This window comes from Variovorax sp. Sphag1AA, assembly GCF_014192575.1.
Classification (GTDB): Bacteria; Pseudomonadota; Gammaproteobacteria; order Burkholderiales; family Burkholderiaceae_C; genus Variovorax.
This window is the reverse complement of record NZ_JACHYC010000007.1, coordinates 423,909-448,753: the sequence shown is the minus strand read 5'-3', so window position 1 is coordinate 448,753 and position 24,845 is coordinate 423,909. Positions and strand designations below refer to the sequence as shown.

Annotated in this window: 20 protein-coding genes, 1 pseudogene and 6 riboswitches; of the genes and pseudogenes, 9 read left to right on the top strand and 12 right to left on the bottom strand. The window is 62.0% G+C overall.

The genetic code is table 11. The features are described 5' to 3' along the window. Positions 1-19: 19 nt before the first annotated feature. The 3 genes from FHW64_RS28000 to FHW64_RS27990 are packed head-to-tail and all read right to left on the bottom strand — an operon-like array spanning position 20 to position 2,657. Positions 20-1,018 (bottom strand): Gfo/Idh/MocA family protein, encoded by a 999-nt coding sequence (locus FHW64_RS28000; RefSeq protein ID WP_184531481.1) that lies wholly within the window; start codon positions 1,016-1,018, stop codon positions 20-22. Positions 1,019-1,031: 13 nt separating this feature from the next. Then, positions 1,032-1,787 (bottom strand): SDR family NAD(P)-dependent oxidoreductase, encoded by a 756-nt coding sequence (locus FHW64_RS27995; protein WP_184531480.1) that lies wholly within the window; start codon positions 1,785-1,787, stop codon positions 1,032-1,034. A gap of 36 nt (positions 1,788-1,823) precedes the next feature. Then, positions 1,824-2,657, bottom strand: coding sequence for a phosphoenolpyruvate hydrolase family protein (locus FHW64_RS27990; protein ID WP_184531479.1), 834 nt, complete (start codon positions 2,655-2,657; stop codon positions 1,824-1,826). A gap of 402 nt (positions 2,658-3,059) precedes the next feature. Here FHW64_RS27990 and FHW64_RS27985 point away from each other — a divergent pair, with 402 nt between their 5' ends. The 6 genes and pseudogenes from FHW64_RS27985 (at position 3,060) to FHW64_RS27955 (ending at position 10,428) form a co-directional block, all read left to right on the top strand. Further along, positions 3,060-3,449 (top strand): hypothetical protein, encoded by a 390-nt coding sequence (locus tag FHW64_RS27985; RefSeq protein WP_184531478.1) that lies wholly within the window; start codon positions 3,060-3,062, stop codon positions 3,447-3,449. A gap of 494 nt (positions 3,450-3,943) precedes the next feature. Beyond that, positions 3,944-4,753: an endonuclease/exonuclease/phosphatase family protein gene (locus tag FHW64_RS27980; RefSeq protein WP_184531477.1), complete on the top strand. Its 810-nt coding sequence runs from the start codon at positions 3,944-3,946 to the stop codon at positions 4,751-4,753. Between the two features lie 132 nt (positions 4,754-4,885). Beyond that, complete coding sequence (locus FHW64_RS27975) at positions 4,886-6,109, top strand: MFS transporter (protein ID WP_184531476.1); 1,224 nt, start codon at positions 4,886-4,888, stop codon at positions 6,107-6,109. A 36-nt stretch (positions 6,110-6,145) separates the two neighbouring features. After that, a complete protein-coding gene (locus tag FHW64_RS27970) occupies positions 6,146-7,258 on the top strand; it encodes a COG4280 domain-containing protein (protein WP_260306413.1) in 1,113 nt (370 codons plus the stop codon). 34 nt (positions 7,259-7,292) lie between these two features. Continuing rightward, positions 7,293-7,989, top strand: a pseudogene (locus tag FHW64_RS34545) (2,3-bisphosphoglycerate-dependent phosphoglycerate mutase); the annotation flags it as partial. A gap of 102 nt (positions 7,990-8,091) precedes the next feature. Next, positions 8,092-10,428 carry an HAD-IC family P-type ATPase gene (locus FHW64_RS27955; protein WP_184531474.1) on the top strand — a complete coding sequence of 779 codons (2,337 nt, stop codon included), beginning with the start codon at positions 8,092-8,094 and terminating at the stop codon, positions 10,426-10,428. A gap of 74 nt (positions 10,429-10,502) precedes the next feature. Here FHW64_RS27955 and FHW64_RS27950 read toward each other — a convergent pair whose 3' ends face one another. Further along, on the bottom strand, positions 10,503-11,138 hold the full coding sequence (locus FHW64_RS27950) for a Chromate resistance protein ChrB (protein WP_221210512.1): 636 nt from the start codon (positions 11,136-11,138) through the stop codon (positions 10,503-10,505). 254 nt (positions 11,139-11,392) lie between these two features. Further along, positions 11,393-11,466: riboswitch (Fluoride riboswitch) on the top strand. A gap of 246 nt (positions 11,467-11,712) precedes the next feature. On the opposite strand from FHW64_RS27950, the gene FHW64_RS27945 reads away from it, so the two are divergent. Both FHW64_RS27945 and FHW64_RS27940 read left to right on the top strand, forming a co-directional pair. Next, on the top strand, positions 11,713-11,976 hold the full coding sequence (locus tag FHW64_RS27945) for a hypothetical protein (RefSeq protein WP_184531473.1): 264 nt from the start codon (positions 11,713-11,715) through the stop codon (positions 11,974-11,976). A 12-nt stretch (positions 11,977-11,988) separates the two neighbouring features. After that, positions 11,989-12,459 carry an HAD family hydrolase gene (locus tag FHW64_RS27940; protein WP_184531472.1) on the top strand — a complete coding sequence of 157 codons (471 nt, stop codon included), beginning with the start codon at positions 11,989-11,991 and terminating at the stop codon, positions 12,457-12,459. Positions 12,460-12,513: 54 nt separating this feature from the next. Here FHW64_RS27940 and cfa read toward each other — a convergent pair whose 3' ends face one another. Beyond that, entirely contained in the window at positions 12,514-13,665 is a 1,152-nt protein-coding gene (gene cfa / locus FHW64_RS27935) for a cyclopropane fatty acyl phospholipid synthase (RefSeq protein WP_260306412.1), read from the bottom strand. Between the two features lie 182 nt (positions 13,666-13,847). Next, positions 13,848-13,915: riboswitch (Fluoride riboswitch) on the bottom strand. An 83-nt stretch (positions 13,916-13,998) separates the two neighbouring features. After that, a riboswitch (Fluoride riboswitch) is annotated at positions 13,999-14,068 on the top strand. A gap of 144 nt (positions 14,069-14,212) precedes the next feature. Between cfa and FHW64_RS27930 the strand changes: the two genes are divergently transcribed. Further along, on the top strand, positions 14,213-14,476 hold the full coding sequence (locus tag FHW64_RS27930; RefSeq protein ID WP_184531470.1) for a hypothetical protein: 264 nt from the start codon (positions 14,213-14,215) through the stop codon (positions 14,474-14,476). A 46-nt stretch (positions 14,477-14,522) separates the two neighbouring features. Here the strand turns inward: FHW64_RS27930 and FHW64_RS27925 are convergent, their stop codons facing one another. The 7 genes from FHW64_RS27925 to FHW64_RS27895 form a co-directional block, all read right to left on the bottom strand. Then, a complete protein-coding gene (locus FHW64_RS27925) occupies positions 14,523-16,052 on the bottom strand; it encodes a MutS-related protein (protein WP_184531469.1) in 1,530 nt (509 codons plus the stop codon). Next, positions 16,049-17,683, bottom strand: coding sequence for a MutS-related protein (locus FHW64_RS27920; RefSeq protein WP_221210513.1), 1,635 nt, complete (start codon positions 17,681-17,683; stop codon positions 16,049-16,051). Before FHW64_RS27920 ends, FHW64_RS27925 begins: the two co-directional genes overlap by 4 nt. Then, positions 17,683-18,960, bottom strand: a complete 1,278-nt coding sequence (gene eno / locus FHW64_RS27915; protein ID WP_409350653.1) for a phosphopyruvate hydratase — start codon at positions 18,958-18,960, stop codon at positions 17,683-17,685. Before eno (FHW64_RS27915) ends, FHW64_RS27920 begins: the two co-directional genes overlap by 1 nt. A gap of 67 nt (positions 18,961-19,027) precedes the next feature. Beyond that, the gene (ppa, locus tag FHW64_RS27910) at positions 19,028-19,576 is read right to left on the bottom strand and encodes an inorganic diphosphatase (RefSeq protein ID WP_184531467.1); all 549 of its coding nucleotides are present in this window, start codon (positions 19,574-19,576) and stop codon (positions 19,028-19,030) included. Between the two features lie 177 nt (positions 19,577-19,753). Next, positions 19,754-19,822, bottom strand: a riboswitch (Fluoride riboswitch). An 80-nt stretch (positions 19,823-19,902) separates the two neighbouring features. Beyond that, positions 19,903-21,657, bottom strand: a complete 1,755-nt coding sequence (locus FHW64_RS27905) for a dynamin family protein (RefSeq protein ID WP_184531466.1) — start codon at positions 21,655-21,657, stop codon at positions 19,903-19,905. Between the two features lie 58 nt (positions 21,658-21,715). After that, positions 21,716-22,999, bottom strand: coding sequence for a phosphopyruvate hydratase (gene eno / locus FHW64_RS27900; protein WP_184531465.1), 1,284 nt, complete (start codon positions 22,997-22,999; stop codon positions 21,716-21,718). A 214-nt stretch (positions 23,000-23,213) separates the two neighbouring features. After that, complete coding sequence (locus FHW64_RS27895) at positions 23,214-24,257, bottom strand: hypothetical protein (protein ID WP_184531464.1); 1,044 nt, start codon at positions 24,255-24,257, stop codon at positions 23,214-23,216. Positions 24,258-24,547: 290 nt separating this feature from the next. Beyond that, positions 24,548-24,616, bottom strand: a riboswitch (Fluoride riboswitch). 95 nt (positions 24,617-24,711) lie between these two features. Further along, a riboswitch (Fluoride riboswitch) is annotated at positions 24,712-24,775 on the top strand. Positions 24,776-24,845: the final 70 nt, after the last annotated feature.

Below are 24,845 nucleotides of genomic sequence, written 5' to 3'. Positions count from 1 at the left end.
GCGTGGGGCGTTGCCTTGCCTAGGTCGCGACGAGTTCGATCGGTGCGTTGCGCGAGGCGGACTCAAGTGCCGCTTCGAGTACGGCGACTACGGGTCTGAGCTCTGCGGCGGAGCACATCGGCGATCGCCCCTCGCCAATTGCCATGGCAAATTCTCGGAACTGCCCGTCGAAGCTCTCGTCCCCGTCGATATAGGGTGTCAGTTCGGCGCTGACGACAGTTTCGCCGTTGAGCGTCAGGGTGCGGTCGTTCGTCAACTGCATGCTGCCATTGGGGCCCACGATCCATCGCTCGTTGACGTGGGCGGGCATGTTCAGAGAGAGGTGCCCTGTGGCGATGCTGCCGTCGGCGAAGGTCAGGACGACGGTAGCCTGATCTTCGCCCTCCCACTTCTCAGGCTTGAGCCGGCTTGTCTGGGTGTAGACCCGCACCGGGAGCTCACCCATGAGCCACAGGATGGTGTCCACCACATGAGGACCGTTGAGCCCAAGGGCCAGCCCCCCAGCTTTAGCCGCCGAACGCCACCAGTCCACCTTGGCATCGTCGACGAAGACACCCAGCACGTGCGTAATGTCCAGAGGCCGCCCAAGTTCTCGAACTCGCTTTTGCGCCTGCGCGGCGCCGGCGAAGAAGCGTCTGCACTGCGCAACCATCAGCACGCGCCCCGAAGCGTTGGCCTCGGCAATCATGGCGTCTGCGTCCTCCAGCGAGTTGGCCAGAGGCTTTTCGACCAGCACATGCTTGCCTGCCCGCATGGCTTGAATCGCGACCTCCCGATGCAGGTGATTGGGAACCGTGAGGACGACGGCGTCGAGTTCGGGGTCGGACAAGGTGAGCGCCAGGTTGTCACTCGCCTGGTCAGCCCCAAACTCCTTGGCCAAGGCGGCAGTACGCTCCTGCTCATGCGCAAGGCCGACGACGTAGGAGAGTTTCGCCACGTCGGCGTTTTTCCTGATCGCATTCAGGTGGGCTCGGGAGATGCGCCCCGGCCCGATCACCGCGACTCGGATCTTTTTCATCGCTTGGCCTTTCTCAGGAGGTAACCTGGGCGCCGTTCACGTCCAGCGAGACGCCGGACACGAAGACGGCATCGTCGGAGGCCAAGAAGGCGATGGCTGGCGCAATGTCTTCCGCCGTGGGGATCCGGCGCAGCGGAATGGCATTGATCAGGGCCTGCTCCTTCTCGGGCGTCATGATCTCGCTCAGCCGTTCTCCGTAGAAGGCTGTCGGACAGACGGCATTCGCGCAGATTCCGCGAGGGCCGTACTCGTGTGCAATGTGGCGCGTGAGGCCCAGAACTCCTGCCTTGGCCGCTGCGTAGTGGGCCCCCAGGAAGTGACTGTAGGTCCGCGCGGCGAGCGAGGAGATGTTCACGATGCGCCCATAGCGTTGGTCAAGCATGACCGGCAGGACCGCTTGGCAGCAAAGAAAGATGCTCTTGAGGTTGGAGTCGATGATGCGCTCCCATTCCTCTTCAGACGTCTCGACGAGTCCCCTGTAGGGCGCATAGCCCGCGCCGATGTTCACGATGGCGTCCACCCGACCGTGCTTGCGCACCGCAACGTCGACCATGTTCTGGATCATGGATTTGGAGGTCACGTCGACTTCTACGGCCGTCGCCTTGCCTGCGCCGGCTTGGTTGATCGAGCCGACGACGTCGTTCAACCGGGCTAGGTTGATGTCCGCGGCGACGAGATTGGCGCCTTCGGCGGCGAGAAGCCGAGCGGTGGTTTCGGCCAGGCCGCGTGCGGCACCCGTCACGATGACAGTCTTGTCTTTGAATCGCATTGTTGACTCCGAAAATTGAGTGTGAGACGGTGAAATTCAGGCGGCCACAGCCGTGCGAAGTTCCTTGAACTTGCGAGCCTGGGTCGTGATGGCGACCTCTGTGGGGATGCGTTCCATGCTGGAGGCGCCAAAGAAGCCGGAAATGCCGGTTGTGTTCTCCATCAGCCAATGCGCGTCGTCGGGCTCGGAGATGGGGCCGCCGTGACAGATCACGATGACGTCGGAGCACACGCGCTTGGCGGCGTCGTGGATTTCCTGGACCCGTTGCGCGGCTTCGGTGAGTTCCATCGCATTGGTTGCACCAATGGTCCCCTTGCTGGTGAGGCCCATATGCGCAACGAGCAGATCCGCGCCTGCACGGGCCATGGCGACTGCTTCGTCGGGATTGAATACGTACGGGCAGGTCAGAAGCCCGAGGCGGTGGGCCTGCGCAATCATGTCCACCTCTAGGCCGTAGCCCATGCCCGTCGTCTCGAGGTCGCGCCTGATCTTCCCGTCGAACAGCCCGACGGTCGGGAAGTTCTGGACGCCGCTAAAGCCGGCATCGCGAACTTGCTTGAGGAACACCGGCATCAATCGGAACGGATCCGTTCCGCAGACGCCCGCCAGTACCGGTGTGTGTTTCACAACGGGGAGCACTTCGCCGGCCATATCCATCACGATTGCGTTTGCGTCGCCGTAGGGCATCAGCCCGGCCATCGAGCCGCGTCCTGCCATTCGGTAGCGGCCGGAGTTGTAAATGATGATCAGATCGACGCCCCCTGCCTCCGCACACTTGGCGGAAAGTCCGGTGCCTGCGCCTGCTCCCACTAGTGCTTGGCCCGCCGCAAGCGTGGTGCGCAGCCGAGCTAATGACTGTTCTCTATCCATTGTCTGCCTTCCTTTCGTTAACGATCCCGTGAACGATAACGGAAATGTACAGGAATTCGTTCGGAAGAGAACATCAGGGATTCCCCGAGGGTGCTCGAGAGCCTGAGCTAGGCAGATAGGCCGCGCTCGCGTAGGTCTGACTGACAATCCAGCTTCCGACTCGCGCAGGGAACGCCGGCCTTAGTCGCCCACTGAGGACTGTGGTCAATCAGGGCACCAGTTGTCGCGTCGGCCCATGGTCCGCTTTCGAGCAGCCGCCACTTCCGCTACTGCCAAGACCCAGATTGAGCACCGAGCAGAAATTCCGCCCTACCCTCAGTACCAGCCGCTTTCGTTGCAGAGCAGACAAGCCTGAGCTTCAATGCCGCTGCATCGGTCGCGGACGCTCCTGAGGCGCGCCGAGTGGCTGCTCCGCGTCAACTCGCAAGTCTTCACTGGCGAGGACCTTCAACCCTGTCCAAGAAAGTCGAATCGCGCCGCGACCCGGAGGGCGACAACTCCGACTTGGCGCTTTTTGTTGCTGCTCGGCACTTCGGCAAGGAACCCCATCGATCTCATGCTGCGATCAGCCGGATGGGGGCGTTGTCGCGACTGATGAAATCGCGTTCGCTTGAGCCGTGGGTGACGCCTTCGGCGGAGGGCGGTGACTCCGTCATGGTCTCCAGGGCAGCCCTCGAGGCAGCGGCGCGCTGCGAGCTGATCGACGTACACGGCGAAGCCGGATTCGACTACCGGAAATTCATGGCCTTGTGCGCCGAATATGGGGCGACCGAGGCTATGGCGCCGACCTGACGTAGCGACGCGCGCCGTCGCCTTCTGGCTGCAGTCTATTTCGCCACGAAGGCGCCCGACGCGTTGACCACCCGATGCTTTCGAGGGCCGGTTCGGCGTGCTGCACGTCCAATCGCGCCGCATCGTCTGATGGCGTACCTGGTCCCGAATTCGCCAACGCTCGACCGTTCGAAGTCGCGGAATCGAAGAAGAGAACGACGACCCGTCTTCGCCCCGTCGTGGGGAGATCTTGTTGCACGCCACAGGATCGCAATGTACAGTTGTTATGTAACGACTGCTACATCTAAGATGAATCAATCAAATACCATCACCTGGCCGCTTCTCACCTACAAGATCCTGCCCGAGCCAAGCAAGGTGCGCATGGGCGCTGTCGGAGGCGCACGCCAACGAGGTCTCGCGCCAGCAGACCGCGCGCGGCACGACCTTGAACGAACCTGCCGCCGCCATGCGGTCTGCACCAACGACCAAGAAAGCCACCGTCCAAGTGCCGAACGATGAAATTGAAAGCCCTCACCTACAACACCCTGTTCGGCGGTCGCGACGGCAATGAAGATCGGCGCGCGCTGGCGCAGATCGAGTTGGTCAACGAACTGCGACCCAACGTGTTCCTGATGCAGGAGGCCAAGGCCTTCGATCTCAACGGCAGCGCGTGGCTCTTCGAGACCGAACGCCGTCTCGGCATGCGCGGCTTTCTCGCTCCCGCACCCCGAACAGGTCAGCACGTCGCGATATTCATCCGGGAGCCCTTGCGGCCCATCAGTTTCGATGCCGACGGCGCAAACTTTCATCACGCCTTGGCCACCTTGAAGGTGGCACTACCGAACAGCGACCGCGTGCTCACGCTCCTGAGCGCACACCTCTGTCCCAACGGACCGGCGGTACGACGGCGGGAAGCCGCCTATCTCGCGGTGCAGGCCGCACCCAATGCATGGAGCCTCCTGACGGGAGACTTCAACTCGGCGTCTCCGCACGATCTCGAACCCGTGGGCTTCGACGAACTGGCGCTACACCATCGAGCCCGCTACCTCGCGGATGACCTGAAAACCGCCGATCGAAGCGTCCTCGGGCACCTCGAAGCGGCCGGCTGGGTGGACGTCGGCCACGCCCTTGGCGGCAACGATGCGCCGACAGTACCCACCACAGGTTTCGTCGGCACCGCGTTCGCGACGATGCGATGCGACTACGTCCTGGCCTCGCCAGCGCTTGCGGCGCATGCCAGTTCGTATCGAGTCATCCGCACACCGCTGACCGACATGGCGTCCGACCACTACCCAGTGATGGCCAGCTTTGAGGTGTCGCCTTGAACGGGAGAAGCGACCATGTGGTTGCCCACACTTGCACAACGCGCTCCCTCCGGCCGGCTACGCAGGCGACGGGACCAGGTCATGGATAGGTTCGAGGGGGAGCTCTTCGATCCCGGTCGCCGAGAAGAGTCCATGCAGGAGCGGCCTGCGGGATGGCTGAATCGAACGGTCGCGGGCGCCGGATTGACCAGTGCACTCGGCGACTTTTGCTACGAAACGACCTCGGTGATCCTGCCTGGCTTTCTGGCGGTATTAGGCATTCCGGCTGCAGTCCTGGGGATCATCGAAGGCATCGCCGATGCCGTGGCGGCCTTCACCAAGATGCTCTCGGGGTATATCGCCGACAAGGTCGGCCACCGCAAGCTGCTGGTGCTTGTCGGCTACGCCCTCACGCCGGTCGGCCAAGGACTCATCGCACTGGCAGCGGGCTGGCCTTTGCTCATGCTGGGACGAATCGTGTCGTGGTTCGGCAAGGGACTGAGAGGCCCGCTGCGCGATGCCATCGTCATCCAGGCGGTGTCCCCCGAGACCCGCGGCCGCGCGTTTGGATTCCATCGCGCGGCCGATACTGTGGGGGCAGTCGCGGGACCGCTGCTCGGTGTTGCACTCCTGGGTTGGGCGCAGGCACTACCTTGGGACAGCCCCGCGGGCCCTTTCCGCCTCGTGCTGTGGTTGTCAGTGATCCCTGGCGCCATGGCCGTCGTGGCCTTTCTCGCGCTAGTCCGCGACCCGGAACACTCCACCAATCCGGCGATGAAGTTCTTCGGCACGCTGAGAGCGCTACCGGCGCGATTCAAGCGCTATTTAGCCGCAGTGGGGATCTTTGGCGTTGGGGACTTCTCGCACAGCTTGCTGATCCTGGCTGCGACCACGTTGCTCACTCCACGGCTCGGCGTAGTGAAAGCCGCCCAGGTGGCGGGTCTGCTCTACGTGTGGCGAAACGTGGTCCAGGTCGTCATTTCGTATCCGATTGGCTATCTGGCTGACCGGGCAGGCCATGCCCGCGTGCTGATTGCCGGCTACGTCCTCGGCGCCTTGACCGCCATGTTGACTGCACTGGCGTTCTGGCTGCAAGTCGACAGCGTGCCGCAGCTCGCGGGCATCTTCTTCATCGCAGGCCTGTACATCGCGGTCCAGGAAGCGCTGGAGTCCACAGTCACCGCCGAGATGGTGGATACCGACACGCTGGCGCTCAGCTACGGAGCATTGGGCACGGTGAATGGCGTCGCCAAGTTCGTCTCGAGCGCAACGGTCGGGACTGTGTGGACAGCACTGTCCCCGGTGGTCGGATTCGCATTGGCCGCCGTGTTGATGGCAGCAGGCACGTGGGCCTTGATCTCGGGAGGCCGGCGATAAAGACCTCTCGCATCTCGGCCTCACCTCTGCCTGTGCTTGCCTTGGTCGGGCTACCGAGCCGGGTACTCCTGGATCGAGGCAACCCACCGACTGGCCCTGACCACGCACATGCGTAGCAACAAAGGAAAAGGACTCAATGAAATGAACTGGACTTCAATTGCACCCATTGTCCTCGCAGCCTTCATGGCGTCGATGGTGGAATTCGTCGAGGCGCTGACCATCGTGCTCGCGGTGGGCATCGTGCGCGGCTGGCGCTCGGCGTTGCTCGGCACTGGCGCAGCCCTGGCCGTGCTGCTCGCCCTCATAGCAGCCCTCGGGCCAGCGCTGATGCGCATCCCCCTGCAAACCGTCCAACTTGTCGTTGGCACGCTCTTGCTGCTCTTCGGACTGCGCTGGCTCAGAAAAGCCGTTCTTCGCGCTGCTGGCGTGCTGGCGCTGCACGACGAGGCCAAAGCCTTCGAGGAAGAGACGGCCACCCTGCGACGGCAGGCCCGTTCCGTTGGTCGGTCGATCGATACCTTGGCCTTCACGACCTCCTTCAAGATCATCATGCTCGAAGGCATCGAAGTCGTGTTCATCGTTATCGCGATCGGTGCCGGTGGCGCGCTGGTTCCGGCCATCGTCGGCGCAGGTCTGGCACTTTTGACCGTGGTCGTCCTTGGCCTGTTCCTGCACCGCCCGCTCGCAAACGTCCCGGAGAACGCGCTCAAGTTCGGCGTCGGCGTGCTGTTGGCGGCCTTCGGTACCTTCTGGGTCGGAGAAGGTCTCGGCATGGAGTGGCCTGGCGAGGACTGGGCCATCCTTGCACTGATCGCGCTGTTCCTCATCGCCTCCCTGGGGCTCGTATTGCTGTGCCGTCGGCTCGGGAAGTCGGCCGCTGCACGTGTGGCTGCCATCATCCAGAAGCAGAAGCCCCCCGCGGCGAGCGCCCCTCAGCCCAAAGAAAGCACCTTGCGGCTGATCATGAACGAGGCCGTTTCCCTGTTCATCGACGACGGCTGGTTGGCCGCCGGCATCGTCGTCTGGGTCGCGGCCATCTGGTTCTTTGGCCCGACCGTTGCCCTTCCGTCTTCCGAGAAGGTCGCCATCTTGAGCGTCGGGCTGACCGCCCTCCTGGCTATCAGCGCCAGCAGGCGCGCAGCCCGCTGACGACTTCGCCATGTCCGGTCGTCTTGTCCTGCTGCGCCATGGCGAGTCCGAATGGAACCGCGAGCAGCGCTTTACCGGCTGGGCGGATGTCGAGCTGACAACCCTGGGGCAGACGCAGATGCGTCACGCGGGCCGAGCAATGCGCGATGCCGGCGTCGAGGTCGACGTCGCCTTTACTTCGGTGTTGCGACGTTGTGTGCACTCCCTATGGGTGACTCTCGATGAGATGCAGCGATTCTGGATTCCCCAGCGATTGGATTGGCGCTTGAACGAACGCCACTACGGCGGCCTCGGGACTCCTTCATCGCGATGCTGTCCGTGACTTCGGCGAAGCACAGGTCAGGCAGTGGCGGCGTTCGGCGAGCGCCGTTCCGCCTTCCATGGACGAGCGAGCCTCCAGCCTGATTCCGGTCGATGAGCGCTACTCGGGACTGGACGTGAGCCTTGCTTTGCGGGGCGAGTCGCTGCTACAGACCATGGAACGCGTGCAAGAGGCATGGACTGAGGCCGTGGCACCCCTGCTTGACGAAGGGCAACACGTGCTGATGGTCGGTCATGGCAATGCACTCAGAGCGCTCGTCGGGATCATTGAAAACCTGGACGGCGACCGAGTCGCGAATCTTGAGATCTCCAACGGTACTCCGGTCATCTATGAACTCGATGGGGAATTGAAGGCGCTATCGAAGACTGTGATCGACGCGGGGCCACGAACCCCATCGGAGATTCTCTGACAAGGTACAGGCTAACTACGGTGCAGTGATCCCCGCCAGTGGGCGTTGCTTGGCAAATGCGATTGGCATTACAAAGATCTTGTGCGGGAGGCTTTGGACATCATGGCAGCAGCACAACGTGACACGACAACGCTTGATGCGGCAAGGCAGACCGGATTGTCCGAAGCAGAAGCTCAGGCGCGGCTGCGACGGTACGGCTTCAATGAAATTCCGGAGGCGCGAGCGAGCCTGGCGAGGGGTGTTCTCAAGCGGCTATGGGGACCCATCCCCTGGACGCTGGAAATCGCCCTCATTCTCGAAGTCCTGCTGGGCAAATTGAATGAGCCGCTCCTGATCGGGATCTGGTTGCTCTTCAGCGCAGGTGTAGGTGGCGTCCAGGAGCGTCGGGCGCAACGCGTGTTGGACCTCCTGCGCAGCCGGCTGAGGGTGAACGCGAGCGCTCGCCGCGATGGCACGTGGCGGATCGTCCCCGCGCGAGAACTGGTTCCTGGCGATGAAATACACCTCGGTCCGGGCGACCTGGTTCCCGCCGATTGCACAATCGCCGAGGGAACCGTTGAGCTGGATCAGTCTGCGCTGACTGGCGAGTCCGCTGTCGTAGCCCGCAGCGTGGGCGAAGTCATCTACTCTGCATCCACGGTTCGCAGTGGACAGGCGACCGCCACTGCGGCTGCAACCGGAGCCAAGAGCTACTACGGACGGACCGCCGAGCTCGTGCGTTCCGCGCGGTCTGCTGGTCACCTCGATCAACTCCTCTTCGCCGTCGTTCGACGCTTGGTCACCATCGACGCCCTATTGGCTGCACTGCTGGTGGTGTTCGCCCTATGGACCGGCGCCGATCTGGTCGCGTTGATCCCCTTTCCGCTCGTGCTAGTGATTGCAACAGTCCCGGTGACGATGCCCGCGGCATTTACCGTGGCCAACGCGGTGGAGGCCCGCACACTCGCTCAAGATGGCGTTCTCGTAACCGGCCTGTCTGCAGTTCAGGAAGCGGCAACGATGGACGTGCTGTGCATCGACAAGACAGGCACACTGACTCACAACCGGCAGGTCATCTCAGCCCTGGTTCCTATCCTGGAGGCCGACACCGAATCCGACGTGCTGATGTGGGCGGCCGCTGCATGTGATGAAGCATCGCAGGGGCAACTGGAGTTGAGCATCCTCGCGGCGCTCGGACAGCGCGGGCTGCGATCCCTTGAACGCTTGCAGCTCGTCCCCTTCGATCCAGCGCTGAAACGAGCGGAAGCCTATGTACGCCGCGGCGGGCAAACCATTCGGGTCGTCCTCGGATCGCCACCTGCCGTATCGCAGATCGCCGAACTGAACGACGGATTGGACCGACGCGTGGAGGAGCTCGCCTCGACAGGTGCCCGCGTTCTGGTCGTTGCGGCCGGACCCGAGGGCGGCCTTGTCATCCGGGGACTGATGGCATTCGCAGACACACTGTGCGAGGACGCGCCTGCACTCGTTCAGGCGGTGCGCCGACTCGGCGTGCGCGTCCTGATGATCAGCGGGGACACCGTGGCCACCGCACGGGCCATCGCTCGGCAAGTCGGTCTAGGCGAGCGCCTTGGCGATGGCATCTCACAAGCGGAAGATCCGCTCAGTTTCGATGGCTTCGCCCACTGCTATCCGCAAGAGAAATTCCAGCTGGTGCAGAAGCTCCAGCAAGCCGGCCATGTCGTGGGCATGACGGGCGACGGCGTGAACGACGCCCCCGCGCTGAAACAGGCCGAGGTCGGCATTGCCGTCAGCAGCGCGACCGACGTGGCAAAGGGCTCCGCCCAGGTCGTGCTCACGCGGCCGGGATTGCACGACTTGATCGCCGTCATCAGCAGCGGTCGACGGGTCTACCGAAGGATGTTGACCTGGACGATCACCAAGATCGCGCGGACGATCGAGCTGGCCGTGCTGCTCACCTTCGGCTACATGATCACTGGATTTTTCGTGACATCTCTAGCGTTGATTGCCGTGCTCGTCGTCCTAAACGATGTCGTCACCATCACGCTCGCCACCGATCGCGCCGGGGTCTCGCAGGCACCGGAGAAATGGAGCATCAACGCCATTGGAAATATCGCAGGCATTCTCGCCGCAGGATGGCTGATTTTGGGGTTCGCTGTCGTTTGGGTCGCGCGCGACGTATGGGCCATGTCGATCCCTCAGACCCAGACGTTGACCTTCGTCTACCTGATCTACTCGGCGCAGGCGACGATCTACTTGACCCGTGTCCGCGGCCGGCTTTGGTCGTCGGCTCCAAGCATGTGGGTTGCCGCTGCCACCATCGGCAACGCAGTCATCGCGTCACTCATGGCGTACTTCGGACTGTTGGCTGAGCCCGTATCGGGGACCTCGTTATTCCTCTTGCTGGCATCAGTCATTGCCGCAGCCTTTGTCCTCGACGAATGCAAGATAGCCTTCTTCAGGAAGGCGACGCAGTAGCGATGCTCCCCTTCATGCCACCCGTCTTGGCTCGCGTTGCGCACTCGCCAAACTGGAAGTGGCGCTACCGAAAATCACGTCTTCTTGCGAGCCGTCTTGCGGGCAGCCTTCTTTGCGGCTGGCGTCGTACGGGCACTGATGCGCGGATTCCCCTTGAGCGGAGCCTTTGAGTTTTGCTCGCGCTCGAAGACCTCTGCCGCGTAGGCGTCCAAGAGCGCCTCACACTCCGCCAACTGCTTCTCGGCAGTTTCTCGGGCAGGCGCGCCGTAGAAATCCAACGTCTTGATGCGCTCCAGCCAATTCTTGAGCTTCTTGAGGTCCTCGTCGTTTTCCTTGAGTTCCGCAAACGTGTAGTGGTCCGCGTCAACCTCTTTCGCGACTTCCTTCTTGTAGTCGGCGCATTTGTCCAGGAACTCCTCGTAGTCCTGCTCGCGGTCATGCTTGAAATAGGCAACAACACGTGCCTCCTGCTTGGCATCCAACGCGAGCGTCTCGAAGATGACCGCTTCGCCGCCGCCACGTTCGATCTCGCTTTGGACCATCCGGAACTGACGCTGGTGCTCAGTACTCGCGGGAAGCACGCAGATGCTGTTCTGGATATACACCGCCCCCAGGCTACGGATACGACGCCAGATGGCTACTCGCACCTTCGACGGTTCGCTCGGAACCTTGTAGGTCAGAAGAAGCCAGGCGGAGTTGTTTGTCTGCATCTTTTGTCGTGTAGCGACCGTTACATTCTCAGTGTATCTTATCCAGGGGCGGGATTGATGACGTGGTCGTGACGCGCATCAGGCGATGCGCTGTTGACTCACGCTCGTGGACAACGACGATTACCCAAACGCGGAGGCTGGAGCTCCTTTGATCCGCTTGCTGCGGTTCCGGCAAAGGACACGCTTCGCGCGGTCCTCGCAGTGAATCACGCGAGCATTCAAGGATTGAGCATGCAAAAACGCCGTGCTAAGCTTTCTGCGCTGGAGATGGCATTCCTCCATGAACCGCGGCACCTGAATGGGTGACGCTGATGATGCCTACGGTTTCCCGAGTACGGGACTGTGGGCGTTCGTTCGGAATGGTCAGTCTCATGCTCGGGTGGTCAACTTTGACTGCGCAACGCATGAAGCATTTCTCCAAACCACGGATCTCTGACTCGACGGACGGTCCAGGTGGCACGTCCCCCAACGCCTGCCCACTTCTCAGCGACGGTGCACCTCCGAAGCATTCGCTCCCCGACCTTTCCCGCCGTCCCACGTTCGGGCAGGTTTCCCTCCGGGGAGGGTCTGCATCATGAGGCTCGGCGCCGTTCCAAGTCAGAACTTCGCATTGGAGCAGGAACGTTCCCGCATCCTCAAGCGGCTCGCTCTTTGGACGACCGCACATGTCGGCCTCCTCTTTGTGTGGCTTGGGCTGTTTTTCAAGTATCAGCAACTGTCGCTGGAGACATCCGAGTTGTTGATCTGGTCCGCTGCCACAGTCTTCGTGTGGGTCCGTCTCGTATTGCTCATCATGAGCTGGCGGGCGGTGAACAAAGAGCCGATGCTTGATCGCTGAGACGAGGTGCCCATGATTCTCATTGACATCCCGAACTCGCCGTCGTTGCGCTTGAATCACGTGGTGCTGGACTTCAATGGCACCCTCGCCTGCGATGGCGTGCTGATCAACGGCGTGCGCTACCGGCTCAACCATCTGGCCGAATGTCTCCAGATCCACGTGGTAACCGGCGACATCTTCGGCCGCGCGCGAGCGGAGATGGCGGACGTGGCGTGCGAGTTGATCATCCTTGAATCACAGAACCAGCAGATTGCGAAGCGCGACTACGTCAATCATCTCGGCGCAGAGCATTCCGTCTGCATCGGGAATGGTCGGAACGACAAACTGATGTTGGAGGTCGCAGCTCTTGGTATCGCGGTTGTTCAAAGTGAAGGCGCTGCGCCCGAAACACTGTTCGCGGCCGATGTCGTAGTTCGGAACATCAGCGACGCGCTGGACCTCCTCACCAACCCGCAGCGGGTGGCGGCAACCTTGCGGCCGTGAATGCCCGCTTCGCGGCGGCCCTTCCTGGCCGCGAAGGGCACGCTCGATGCACAGCTACGACGATGCCTCCGGGCGCCTGTAGCCGCCGATCAGGCCCTTCTTCGACAGCACCCATTGCCAGAGCTGGAGGTCCCGCGCGCGAAACGCCCCCGCACACGACAGGAGGTAGTACCGCCACATCCGCCGGAACCGCTCCCCCATGCGTTGCTCGAAGCGCGGCCATGCCGCCTCGAAATTCGCGCACCAGGCCATCAAGGTCTTGTCGTAGTCAGCTCCGAAGTTGTGAAGATCCTCCACAACGAAGAGGCCGTCGACCGCGTCGCCGATTTGCCCTACCGATGGCAGATCGCCATTCGGGAAGATGTACTTGTCGATCCACGCATCCGAAATCGTGTCGCGCATATTCTTCCCGATGGTGTGCAGGAGAAATAGCCCGTCATCCGCAAGGCATCGGTGAGCGACTTCCATGTACTCCCGGTGATTCCTGCGACCCACGTGCTCGAACATGCCAACGCTCGCGATGCAATCGAACGGCTCGTCCAGGGACCGATAGTCCTGCAGCCTGATCTCGACAGGTAGCGCCGCATACCTCGCGGACGCCCAAGCGGCTTGCTCCTTCGAGACAGTGACACCGACGCATTCCACGCCATAGCGCTCCGCTGCGAAGCCCATCAGGCTTCCCCAGCCGCACCCGATGTCCAGTAGCCGCATTCCTGGATGCAGGCGCAGCTTCCTGCAGATCAGATCGAGCTTTGCCTCTTGCGCCTCCGCGAGGTTGGACGCGTGATCCCAGTACCCGCAGCTATAGGTCATCCTCGGGTCGAGCATCGCCTCGTAGAAATCGTTGCCGATGTCATAGTGAGCCTTTCCCACCGTCCAAGCGCGCTCGAAGCCTTGAAGGTTGAACAGGCGCATGCGAAGTGCGTGAAGTGCCAACCGAAGCGGTCTGACCTCCTGGTCCAGGCGCGCCCGCAGAACGCGAAAGAAGAACCCGTCGAGTTGCCGGGCATCCCAATGACCATCCATGTAGGCCTCGCCGAGGCCCAGGCCGCCATGCGTGAAAACGCGTTCGGGGAGCGAAGGATCCTTGAGCTGAAGATCCCAGGGATCGGGCCCGTCGACCCGAACACCCGCTTGGTCGAGAAGCTCCACCATCGATCGATAGAGCCGCGACTGACCGCGATGGTCCTTTGCAACCGCGGACATGCTCGAAACACGTTCGTTCATTCTCTTTCCCAGCACCGCGCCCTGCGCGGTTGTTAGGACCGGAGGAAGGAATGCGAAGACCTGCGCGCTGATTCGCCGCGATGAAGACGCCAGCTAGGCTGGCATCCTGACGCTCAACGCAAGAGGAGAACTCTCCGCGCGTACCTACACACCCAGTCACGGGTCATGTAGGCATCATCAGCCGGGGCGGCGGTTTGGAATGCGGAGGAATGCCATCTCCACCGATGACTATAGGGGTCTGGCATGAGGACATCAAGGACCCGCTCGCAAGTAGTGAGCCCTATGGCGAACACTGTGGCGGGGTGGTACCCTCCTCTGACTGGAGATGGCATTCCTCCATGAACCGCCGCAAATTGGTGCGGCTGATGATGCCTACACCTACTGACTGATGTCGGGGGCTGTAGGTGTCCGCGCACATACACCCTCGCTCATCGGTCAACCTCGCAAGTTCGAGAGGAATACGACCGATGCCACGTAGTCAACGAATCATCTTCGGCCGCCGGATGTCACGCAGCGGAGGCGCGTGATGCTGACCGTGCGAAACCTACCGCCTGAGCCAACCTTTCGCGACTGGCTTCAAGAAAACACGCAGCTGCTCGTTGCCCTTGGCGCATGGGCGCTGACGATGCTCGCCATCAGTGGCAGCGTTCCCCAAGGAGTCGCCTCGTCATGGCATGTCGTCCGCTTTGTGGAAGGTGCGGCGATCTACGATCAGACGCAAAGCGAATCCGATTGCGATGTCACCGAGGCCAGCGGGGACGGCATCTGCCTTTCGGGCCCCGGCTTGTAGCTTACGCGGCAATCAGCGGTCCGACTGTCCCCCGATCGACGGCATATCAGGGCACCGCCGCCGGTTCCTCGGCACTCGATTCCCGTTCGAAGATCTCTTCGTAGAGATCCTCCCCGTGACTCGTCGCCAGCGGCTCCCCTTCGGAGAGCTTGAAGGATCGACTGCCGTCGTCACGCCGCTCCGCCCGCAGGAAGATGGCGTCGCTTCTTGCCTGAACGAAGAACCCATTGGCGAGTTCGAACATGTGCGTCACATAGAACACCTTGACATAGCGATCGAGCAACGCGTTCACGATCTGCCGGGCGACCTCGGAGCCTTCGCGCTCATTCGTCGATGCGAAGGATTCGTTGAAGAGCACCAGCGCACCGGTATGGACGGCGTCTGCAATGGCGCTCATTCTGACGAGCTCCTCGTCGAGCTTGCCGCTGTTCATCGTGGCGTCCTCCTCCCGCTTGTAGTGGGTGAAGACCCCTGAGCACAGTTCCGCGGCGAATGCTCGACCTGCGACGAACATGCCGGACTGCATCATCACCTGAGCGAGACCGATGCTGCGCAGGAAACTCGACTTCCCACCTTGGTTCGCGCCGGTGATCACGAAGAGGCTCTTGTGATCCGTGTCGAGGGTGTTGCCGACGATCGCCTTGCCCATGTTCAGCGCGAGGCACACGTCATAGAGGTCTTCGAAGGACAGCTCGCGCGAGCCAGCCGCGTGCGGTTCGGGAAGGCACGTCACGGCCCCCATCGTTTCCATCCTGTCACGCAGGTTGAGGCAGCACACGTAGAAGCCCACCTCGGTTCGAAGCATCTCGAAGAAGCTCAGGATGTGGTCCATCGACTGGGCCATCGCGTTCGCGACCAGGGTGATTCCACGGTCCCGTATCTCGGAGAGAATCCTCGCCCCGCCCTCATCCCGCTCGGCCAGCTGAAAACTGAAGGCCGGTCCGCCCTTACCCAGCAGCCGCTCGAACCAGTTGGGAGGCCTGCCGCGAGGGTGCCTCAACACATGGTCCACCCCTTGATTCCCGTCGCCCAATCGCGCGCTGATCAGGACGCCCGAGTTGAACTTGAGCTCGCGCAGATGCCTTTGGACCTCCACGAAATACTCGTCGCTGAACTCCCGCTCGATCATCGCGAAGAGCTTCCTGAAGCCGCGCGAGCGGAAGCGCTTGGAATACGCCTCGGACATGACCCTCAGCCTGGTGAGCACGCCCATGAACATCACCATCACATCGATCGCGCCGCTGAGGATCCCGCTCGGGTAGTTGCTGAAGACGCCGAAGTGCGACTTCCTCTTGCCCTCGATGGCTTCGATCGCGAGCTCGTAGAGCTCTCGAACCAAGGCGGGGTTCCTGGCCGCATCAAACAGGACCTCCTGCCGATAGATGATGGTTCCAATGTCATTCTGCGCAGAGCAGACGAGCGCCTTGCGCGACACGTTCAGCAGGAACGGATCTTCGCCGGCCATCGCGCTCAACAACGTCGAGAGCTCGAGATCCTGGATCAGCTCGGCCTCGTTCGCTGGCGGACTCTGTTCGGGATCGAAATCCTGCTCGGCATGCATGAGGAGCGCTTTCATGGCATCACCCGCTTCTTGAGGCGTTCGAACGTCACGCCGTATTTCTGTGCAATCGCCAGCGCGTAGGAAAGACCGTCCGCCGGCCGCCGCTCGAGCTTGTAAGTCCGGATCGATACGTCGTCAGGGTCCACGGTACTGACCATGCTCACCGTCTTGAAGTCAAAGGCCGCAAGTTCGTCGAGGAACGTGACGCACACGGCGACCAGATCGAGGCGAGAGATGCTCTCGAACACCTTGCGCCCAAGGTAGACGGCATCCTTGAGCGTGGTCGACGAGAAGATCTCGTTCATGATCACGAGGCTGTCGGGCGTAGCGTTCTGCAGAATCCGATGGATTCGGACCAGGTCGTCCTGGAGCTTCCCTCGCAAGTTCCGGATGTCTTCGGCTCGCTCGAAGTGCGTGAAGAGCCGATCGAAGAAGAGGAGCTTCGCCTCCGTTCCGGGGACCTGGCAGCCCAGGCATGCCAGGTAGTGCAACTGTCCGAACGTGCGAGCAAGGGTCGTCTTTCCGCCGTTGTTCGGCCCGGAGACAACCAGCACGCGCTCTGAGCCATGCAGCTCGAAATCGTTGCACACGATCTGCTTCTGCTCCTTGATGAGCTTCCCGGCCAATGCAAGATCGAACGACTCCCGACTGACGATTTCATTGTCTCGACTCAGACTCGGGTAGCAAAGGCTCAGGCCCGCCTGGCGAAACCGGGCGATGTAAGAGAGGTAGGAGACATAGAAGTGGATCTCTCGATCGAACCGGGAAAGCACCGGATCAAGGTAGTCCTGATGTCCGGACCAGAACCCGTCCAAAGCCCCGAAAGCCGCCGGATTCAGCAGGGCGACCTGATCGAGGACCTGGGCCTCGATGTGGTTCAGACCTACCCAGCTCGAAAACTTGGCCCGATAGTCCTTCACCGCACCTCGCCGGAATTTCTCGAAGGTGTGTTCCACCTCAGCGCTGTAGTCAGGCTCGGCATCGTAGTTCCGCACCGTCACCGTGAGTCCCCGGATCAAGAGCGTGTACTGGATGGCGGAGAGACCCTTGATGACCTCGCCCGCCTCAACGACAAGGGACCGGTAGGCGTCGCTCACTGCATAGCCAGCAAGGTATTCGTGGAACGTCCGCATGCCGTCCGAGCAGAACTCAAGCGTCGATAGCGCCCGCGCAAACTCTTCCACGGCGAGGCCATAGGCTTGGACGGCTCTCACGAACCATCGCTCCTTCTCGTACCTGTAGTGCAACTTTCCCATCTGCGTCAGAAGCTCGCGCACCGAACGCATTTTTTGACCGAAAGCCCTGACCGCTTGCATGAGCGACTCGGACTGCAGGTCCTTCATGATCTCCTGTCGATAGGTGATCGTGGCAAGGTCGTCCAGCTTGAAGTAGAAGAATGGCCCGAGGTCGTATTCCTGCCATTCCGCCGTGATCGACTGCACGATCTGATCGAGGTTGAGGTCGTGGAAGAACTCCGGCGCGTCGCGCGGTTCTTTGCCCGATTTCATGTGCCCAGGGTACAGGATGCTTTCGAACTCCACAGACACACCAGCTTCCTTCGGTATCTCATCCGCCCGCTGAGCGTCCTCGACCTTCTTCACTTCGACCGATGTGGATGGCTCATCAGAAGGGATGGCTCGCAACATCAGCGGCTCCTCGCGTCGTGTCCGAAGAGGGCTCGGGCGCCCAGCTCCCCTTCAATCTCGAGCAGGCGGTTGTATTTCGCGGTTCGCTCGCCCCGACACACGGAGCCCGTCTTGATGTGACTCGCGTTCATGGCGACCGCAAAATCCGCAATGAAGGTGTCCTCCGTCTCGCCGGAACGGTGCGCCACGGCATAGTGCCAATGGGCACGGCAGCACAGCTCGACGGCTGCGATCGCGGCGCTCACCGTGCCGATCTGGTTGAGCTTGATGAGCGCAGCGTTGCAGCTGCCCTGTTCGATGGCTCGGGCGATGAACTCCGGGTTGGTCACGACTAGGTCGTCGCCCATGATCTGGATCTGATGTCCCAGTGCGGTCATGAGCTCTCTCAAGCCCGCCGGATCGCTCTCGGCGATCCCGTCCTCGATCGAGACGATCGGATACTTGTGGACCCACTGCTGGTAGAGCTCGATCAGCTGCACGCTCGTTTTGGACCGGTAACCTGTCCGAGAGAGCCAATAGTTGCCATCCCGGAAGAACGAGGCCGCCGCGGCATCGAGTGCGAGGCAGATGTCCACTCCGGGCCGATAGCCGGCCGCGACGATTGCTTCCATGATGAGGTCGAAGGCCTCCTCATTGCTCGTCAGAAGCGGAGCGAAGCCGCCTTCGTCACCGACTGCGCTCGTGTAGCCTCGCGTGCCGAGGATCCGCGCGAGTGCGTGGAATATCTCCACGCCATAGCGAAGCGCTTCCGAGAAGCTGGGTGCTCCGATCGGCACGATCATGAACTCCTGCATGTCGAGACTGCTGTCGGCATGCTTGCCTCCGTTGATCACGTTGATCATCGGCATCGGCAATCGCACCGCGTCCTTGCCACCGAGATAGGTGTAGAGCGGAACTCCGTTGGAGGCCGCAGCGGCGACGGCGCAAGCCTGGGACACCGCGAGGACTGCGTTCGCGCCCATGCGTTCGAGGTTGGCGGTGCCGTCGATCTCCCTCATCGCATCGTCGATCTCCACCTGGCGGGTGACATCCATGCCCATCAAGGCAGGCGCCAACACGTCGTTGACGTTCCCGACGGCTTTGCGTACGCCCCTGCCGCGGTAGCGAAACATGTCCCCATCTCGGAGTTCAGCAGCCTCGTTGACGCCGATGGACGCGCCCGCCGGGACGGAGGAGGTTCCTCGCGCTCCGCTGTCCAAAACGACGCTCACCCGCACAGTGGGGTTGCCTCTCGAATCGAGAATCTCCATCGCACGAATGCTGCCGATGCAATCGATCATGGGGGGTGTCTCCTGCGAGTTCGCGGTTGGTGGAACGGGTAGTCGGGCGGTGAAGGATTCGCCCTCAAATACTCATGCGGCGCTGGTAGTCCTGGTAGGCAGCAGCGGCTCGCAGGACTTCGTCACGTGCCTCTTGTGCACCAGCCCATCCGCCGAGCTTGACCCACTTGCCGGGCTCCAGATCCTTGTAGTGCTCAAAGAAGTGGGCTATCTGCTGGAGCTGCAGCGCCGGAACATCGTTTGGCTCCTGGACGGCGATGTACAGAGCGCTGGACGCGCTCACCGGGACGGCGAGGACCTTCACGTCCTCTCCCTTTTCGTCCTCCATCTTGAGCAACCCGATCGGGCGAGCGCGAACGACGACACCTGTTGACAGAGGCACGGGCGTGATCACCAGTACGTCCATCGGATCGCCGTCCGGACAGAGCGTGCGGGGGATGTAGCCGTAGTTGCACGGGTAGTGCATGGCCGTGGACATGAAGCGATCCACGAAGACCGCGCCGGTGGCCTTGTCCACCTCGTACTTGATGGGGGCGCCGAGCATCGGAATCTCGATCACGACGTTGCACTCTTGCGGGACGTCACGCCCTGCGTCGACCAACTGCATGCCCATGTCGCTTCTCCTGGTCCCTGTCGCGCACGGATGCGCGACGACGAACATCGTTCGAGAGTCAGGGAGGAGGCCTGAGGAGTCTTGCCGCCGCGGGCAACTCAGGCACTGCGATCCGAATCGATCACAGGGAGGAAGAAGGTCAGTTCATTCATCCGCACACACCTTGACACCCGAACGGGTGGCACAGGCATCATCAGCCGGTGTGGCGGTTTCACAAGGTGGAGGAATGCCATCTCCGGTTACCACTATAGGGCTCCGTGATCTACGGTGCAAGCGGGCATCGCTAGGGACGGGCACTCAGAGCTTGCAGAAGCTTCGGCTACGAATCACGACGGGGACGGCTCGGCTGCCTCACAGCGCGAAAGGATCGACAGCAGCCTCGCCTTGCATGCCGTCAAATACTCCAGTCGCGCGCCGAGCCTGACTTCGTCCAGATCTCGTAGCGCCTTGCCTCTGTCGATCGCCTCGTCGATGTCGCGCACGGCCGCTCGCAGGAACAGATCCATCTCGCGAAACAGGAGGGCGATACTGTCCCTGATGCGGGCTTCAAAGGCGCTTCGCATCCTGCCGGCCTGCATTTCCACGAGATCGATTGCGCGCCGCTGGGCGCGGCGCAGGATCAATGGATGCCCCAGCGCGCGCGGAAGCATCCGGACCAACGCATCGGTGATGAGGAACAGACTCGGGGTCTGCTCCCAGAACTTGTACTGGAAGTGCGGCCCGTGCGTCGCGATGGGTTCACCGTCCCCCCTCGAAAGGGGAACACTGAAGAGTTCCGCAGCGCTGCACATGAGTGCATCGACAATCTCTGTGCGTTCCCGGGATACGCGCTCGCGCAACCGATCACATAGATCATCGACAACACTCTCCTCTTGAGCGCGCCACTGGTCAAAGCGTTGACGAACCATGGCAATAGACCCCTCTTCGAGCCCGGCCCGAAGACGTCGGGAGCCCGCGGATCGAAACTCGCGATGCCAAGCATCGAGCGCATCGACCAATTGGCCTGACAGAGTCTCCCCGAACGCGGCGAGGTCGGGTTCTAGCTGCTGCTTGACGAATACACGGCCGGCCTCCTCCAGCACGGCACGGAACTCCGACTGCGCCTGAAAACTGCGACGCTTCCCCGTCTCGAGGTGGGCCAACCGGGCATTGAGGAGATTCAATGGATCCGACAGCCCTGCCAGTTCGAGCTCGACGGAAAGTCGCGTCCGCTCCAGGAGCCGAGCCAGTCTTCGCCGCACCGATTGGACCCAGGTCCGTGACTGTTCCTCTGTGAGGAAGCGGCGCAGCTCCGAGGTGAACGTCGGGAGTCCGCTTCTCTGAACAGCGCTCTCGTCCCCTTCCGTCGCTCCTCTTAGGGCCAGTCGAGCAGACACAGGAAATACTGTCGCCGGCGCGCCCAAAGCGTCACACAGAACGCTTCGCACAAAGCTCACCGATTCGGACAACTCCCTCTCGCTCAGGTGATCGATCTTGTTGAGAACGTAGAAGAGCCGGCCCTCGTTTCGGCGGATGTCAACGATGAAGTCGAGTTCGGCTTTGCCAAGTGGTTGGTCGACGGATGCCACGAAGATCACGGCATCGGCCTCCGGCAGAAAGCGCCGCGTCGCCTCGGTGTTGTGACGATGGACCGACCCTAACCCAGGCGTATCCACCAGGCGAATTCCCTCCGACAACCAGGCCGCCGGATAGCCGACTGTCACCTGGCGAACGTTCTTCGCGTTCCCGGGGTTGCCTTCCTCCGTCACGTAGGAAGCTAAATCCTCGATTCCCGCTTGGCGCACTTCACCGCTCTCGAACTCCACTTCGATTCCGGGTTCGTTTGAATGCCCGAGCAAGGTCACGACGGACGTGAGCGGCAGCACTCCCATCGGCAAGACCTCGGCACCGAGCAATGCGTTGACCAGCGTGCTCTTGCCGCGCTTGAACTCGCCGACCACCGCCAGGTTGAATCGGCGCTGCAACACCTTCTCCTGCAGTGCCCGCAGCGATACGGCAGGGACTTCCGGGACCATGGCCGCATCGTCGAGGAGCTCCAGCAGCTCTGTAGCCGCGGGAAACGGCAGACGATCGTTCTTCATGGGGTCACATCCGTTCAACGCCGCCTGACCAGTCACGGGCTCGAAATTCGGCTCTCTCTCAACGTACGAATGCCTTGCGCCCCGCATATTCGGCCGAGTCGCCCAGTTCTTCCTCGATGCGAAGGAGTTGGTTGTATTTCTCGACGCGCTCGCCTCGACAAGGCGCACCCGTCTTCAGATGACCCGTTCCCAAGGCGACCGTCAGATCGGCGATGAAGCTGTCGACGGTCTCGCCACTGCGATGCGAGACCATGGCGCCCCACCCCGCATCGAAGGCCATGCGCACAGCCGCAAACGTCTCGGTCAAGGTGCCGATCTGGTTCGGCTTGATCAGCACCGCGTTGGCCACGTTCTCGCGAATGCCACGAGCGATCCGCTCGACGTTCGTGACGAACAGATCGTCCCCAACGAGTTCGATCTTGTGGCCGAGCGCCTCGTTCAGGAGTCTCCAACCGTCCCAGTCGTCTTCGGCGAGACCGTCCTCGAGCACGGAAATCGGATACTTGCCAATCCACTCGGCGTACATCGCGACCAGTTCATGGGCGGTCACTTTTCGATCTTCGGTGCGCAAGTGATAGACGCCATCCCCAAAGAAGCCGGTGGACGCCGGGTCGAGAGCCAGAGCGACATCTTCGCCAGGCCGAAATCCGGCAGCCTCGATCGCAACGAGGATCAGGTCCATTGCATCGGCGTTTCGCTTCAGGGCCGGTGCGAATCCGCCTTCGTCCCCCACGGAGGTCGAATGACCTCGCACCTGCATCAGCGCCTTGAGATGGTGGTAGATCTCGGCACCCCATCTGAGTGCTTCGGAGAAGCTGGGGGCACCTACGGGCGCGATCATGAACTCTTGCATATCCGTGCCCTGCCAGTTCACATGCACGCCGCCGTTGAGGACGTTGAACATTGGAACAGGCAGGCGGCAGGCCGATGCGCCGCCCAGATACTTGAACAGCGACAGGTGCGACGCTGCGGCCGCCGCCCGCGCAACCGCCAGGCTCACGCCGAGGATCGCGTTGCCGCCGAGCTTGGACTTGTTCGCGGTACCGTCGAGCCTGAGCATCGTTCGGTCCACAGCGCCCTGGTCCAGCGCATCCAAGCCGAGAAGCGCGTCGGCGATGGCCCGGTTGATGTGCGTTACCGCATTTCGCACACCCTTGCCTCCGTAGCGCGTGCCATAGTCATCCCGCAGTTCCTTGGCTTCATGCGCGCCGGTCGAGGCTCCCGATGGAACCGAAGCACGGGCGACGGCGCCCCCTTCCAGTCGGACATCGACCTCGACGGTCGGATTGCCTCGCGAGTCGAGGATTTCTCTCGCGCGGATCGATTGAATTGCGGTGTCCATGAGGTATCTCCGAGAAGATGTGAAAAGTGGCCGACGTCCTGGCGCAACCGAGGCTATGAGAAGCCGCTGAACCGATGCATGGCCCGCACGACGCCGTCCTTGGCGTCTTGCTTGAGCAAATCCGCCAGTCCGGACAGCCGCCGTCGCTGATCGGCTGCCAGCAGAGAGTGAACGACCCCTCTGGGCTCAAGCAGATAGGCGCTCGCATGGTGCTTCATGCACAGCCATAGCCACGCTCGAAACTGCGGCGATGCCTTTCGACGCGAAGCGCCTTGAGAAGCCTGGCGGTGGCCTGGAGCTCGGCAACGGCCAGCCGCTCGCAGGCGGGGCAACGCGCGATCCGCGGCGCGTGTTGAATCGGCGGGTCGGTCTTCTTGCGGCGACGACGTCGCCCCCATTTCACCGCGCGAGCCGCGGCAAGTTCGGCCTCCGATTCCGCCGCGCTCACCAGGGAACGCAACTGTTGCTGCAATTGCTCCAGCGCAACGCGCAGCGAATGCGCGACGACTGCCCTCACCAGCGCAGTTTCGCCAAGCGCCGCGGCGACGGAAACGTGATGCGCACACGTCGGCAGGAATAGCCACATCTCGGGGGAAGGCAGAATCCCTTGACGAACGGTTTCAAGCCACCTCCGGCGTGCTCGTTCAACCTCGATGCAGACAGGACAGGCCACCATGCACGTCACGAATTCGGCCAGGTCACTCAAGTCGGGAAGCACATCCTCGAAGCAGGAAGGAGCGAAAGTCGCCTCACCGAACGGTTCGGCGACTAGGCGGAGAACGTCACGCAACTTCGGCGCAGCGTCTTCGTCCTCAAGTTCCAATCGACCCGCTGACTCGATGGATTCGAGGTCCTGGATCTCCTGGGATTCACGCTCCAGCATGGCGAGGTAGCGACCCAGCGCCAGGATGCGGTGCTCTGGTTCCACGTTGCGTGCCAAACATCGAAAATGCGAAATGCACAGCGCGTGGTGATCGTGATCAATGCGGGCGTCTGACGTCGAAGAACCGGCAAACGCGCTACTCACCCGCCCTGCATGGCGTCCGACCGCGCGCCGCTCGAACGTGCAGGCCGGGCACGCGTGCGCGGCCGAAAAATAGACCTGCTGAAACTTGGCGTCGCCGAAACTGCGCTCGGACAACAGGGGCATGGTCTGCCGGATTGCGCTCGCAAAGACTGGGGCCGCAGCTTCGCGGACCAGCGCTTCGGCAAGCAGGCCCCGGCTGTGCTCATGGCAGAAGCCGAGCGCATCCGCCACGGACTCGCTCGTCGTGGTAAATCGACGCGGGTCGCCGAAAGCAGCAAGAGCGTAGGAAGCGCGGCTCTCAAGCCATGTCCTGCAGATTGGGCAGCCGCAACTTGTTGGGCCGAGGTCGGTAGTGGAAGCCCAAGTCGCGCGGCTGCGCAGCGGGTCATCAGAGAAAGAGTGCGCGGTCGGTGGCCAGCCGGCAGTGTGCGCTCCGGCGCCACATGGTCGTTCTGCAAGGGGATCGATCGCCTCGAGAATGGATTTGTTCCACATCCGCACGTGCCTCCGCGCCCAAGTTGGGTGGCGTAGACATCATCAGCCGGTGCGGCGGTTTCACGAGGTGGAGGAATGTCATCTCCAAAGGGCCACTATACGAGTGCGCCCCACGGTTCGCAATTCTCTGCAGCAGGCAGCCGCTGAAGCAGCAGTGTGTTTGCTGCGGCATGGCCTCATCGATATACTGGGTCGCAGCGGAGATGGCATGCCTCCGAGAACCGCCCGTGAGGGCCGATGATGCCTACCAGGCCCCGAAGCGGGCGGTGTAGGCGTGCTGCGCGCATAGCGCACATCCATGCGTCAATCGCTTCGGTCTCGTCG

What these genes read in the sequence shown, in the direction of transcription:
- FHW64_RS27940 (WP_184531472.1), top strand. Translation starts at nt 11,989, where the DNA reads ATGATTCTCATTGACATCCCGAACTCGCCGTCGTTGCGCTTGAATCAC.
- FHW64_RS27995 (WP_184531480.1), bottom strand. Translation starts at nt 1,787, where the DNA reads ATGCGATTCAAAGACAAGACTGTCATCGTGACGGGTGCCGCACGCGGC.
- FHW64_RS27980 (WP_184531477.1), top strand. Translation starts at nt 3,944, where the DNA reads ATGAAATTGAAAGCCCTCACCTACAACACCCTGTTCGGCGGTCGCGAC.
- FHW64_RS27945 (WP_184531473.1), top strand. Translation starts at nt 11,713, where the DNA reads ATGAGGCTCGGCGCCGTTCCAAGTCAGAACTTCGCATTGGAGCAGGAA.
- FHW64_RS27920 (WP_221210513.1), bottom strand. Translation starts at nt 17,683, where the DNA reads ATGTTGCGAGCCATCCCTTCTGATGAGCCATCCACATCGGTCGAAGTG.
- FHW64_RS27975 (WP_184531476.1), top strand. Translation starts at nt 4,886, where the DNA reads ATGCAGGAGCGGCCTGCGGGATGGCTGAATCGAACGGTCGCGGGCGCC.
- FHW64_RS28000 (WP_184531481.1), bottom strand. Translation starts at nt 1,018, where the DNA reads ATGAAAAAGATCCGAGTCGCGGTGATCGGGCCGGGGCGCATCTCCCGA.
- eno (WP_184531465.1), bottom strand. Translation starts at nt 22,999, where the DNA reads ATGGACACCGCAATTCAATCGATCCGCGCGAGAGAAATCCTCGACTCG.
- FHW64_RS27950 (WP_221210512.1), bottom strand. Translation starts at nt 11,138, where the DNA reads ATGCAGACAAACAACTCCGCCTGGCTTCTTCTGACCTACAAGGTTCCG.
- FHW64_RS27990 (WP_184531479.1), bottom strand. Translation starts at nt 2,657, where the DNA reads ATGGATAGAGAACAGTCATTAGCTCGGCTGCGCACCACGCTTGCGGCG.
- cfa (WP_260306412.1), bottom strand. Translation starts at nt 13,665, where the DNA reads ATGTCCGCGGTTGCAAAGGACCATCGCGGTCAGTCGCGGCTCTATCGA.
- ppa (WP_184531467.1), bottom strand. Translation starts at nt 19,576, where the DNA reads ATGGGCATGCAGTTGGTCGACGCAGGGCGTGACGTCCCGCAAGAGTGC.
- FHW64_RS27905 (WP_184531466.1), bottom strand. Translation starts at nt 21,657, where the DNA reads ATGAAGAACGATCGTCTGCCGTTTCCCGCGGCTACAGAGCTGCTGGAG.
- FHW64_RS27925 (WP_184531469.1), bottom strand. Translation starts at nt 16,052, where the DNA reads ATGAAAGCGCTCCTCATGCATGCCGAGCAGGATTTCGATCCCGAACAG.
- FHW64_RS27930 (WP_184531470.1), top strand. Translation starts at nt 14,213, where the DNA reads ATGCTGACCGTGCGAAACCTACCGCCTGAGCCAACCTTTCGCGACTGG.
- FHW64_RS27955 (WP_184531474.1), top strand. Translation starts at nt 8,092, where the DNA reads ATGGCAGCAGCACAACGTGACACGACAACGCTTGATGCGGCAAGGCAG.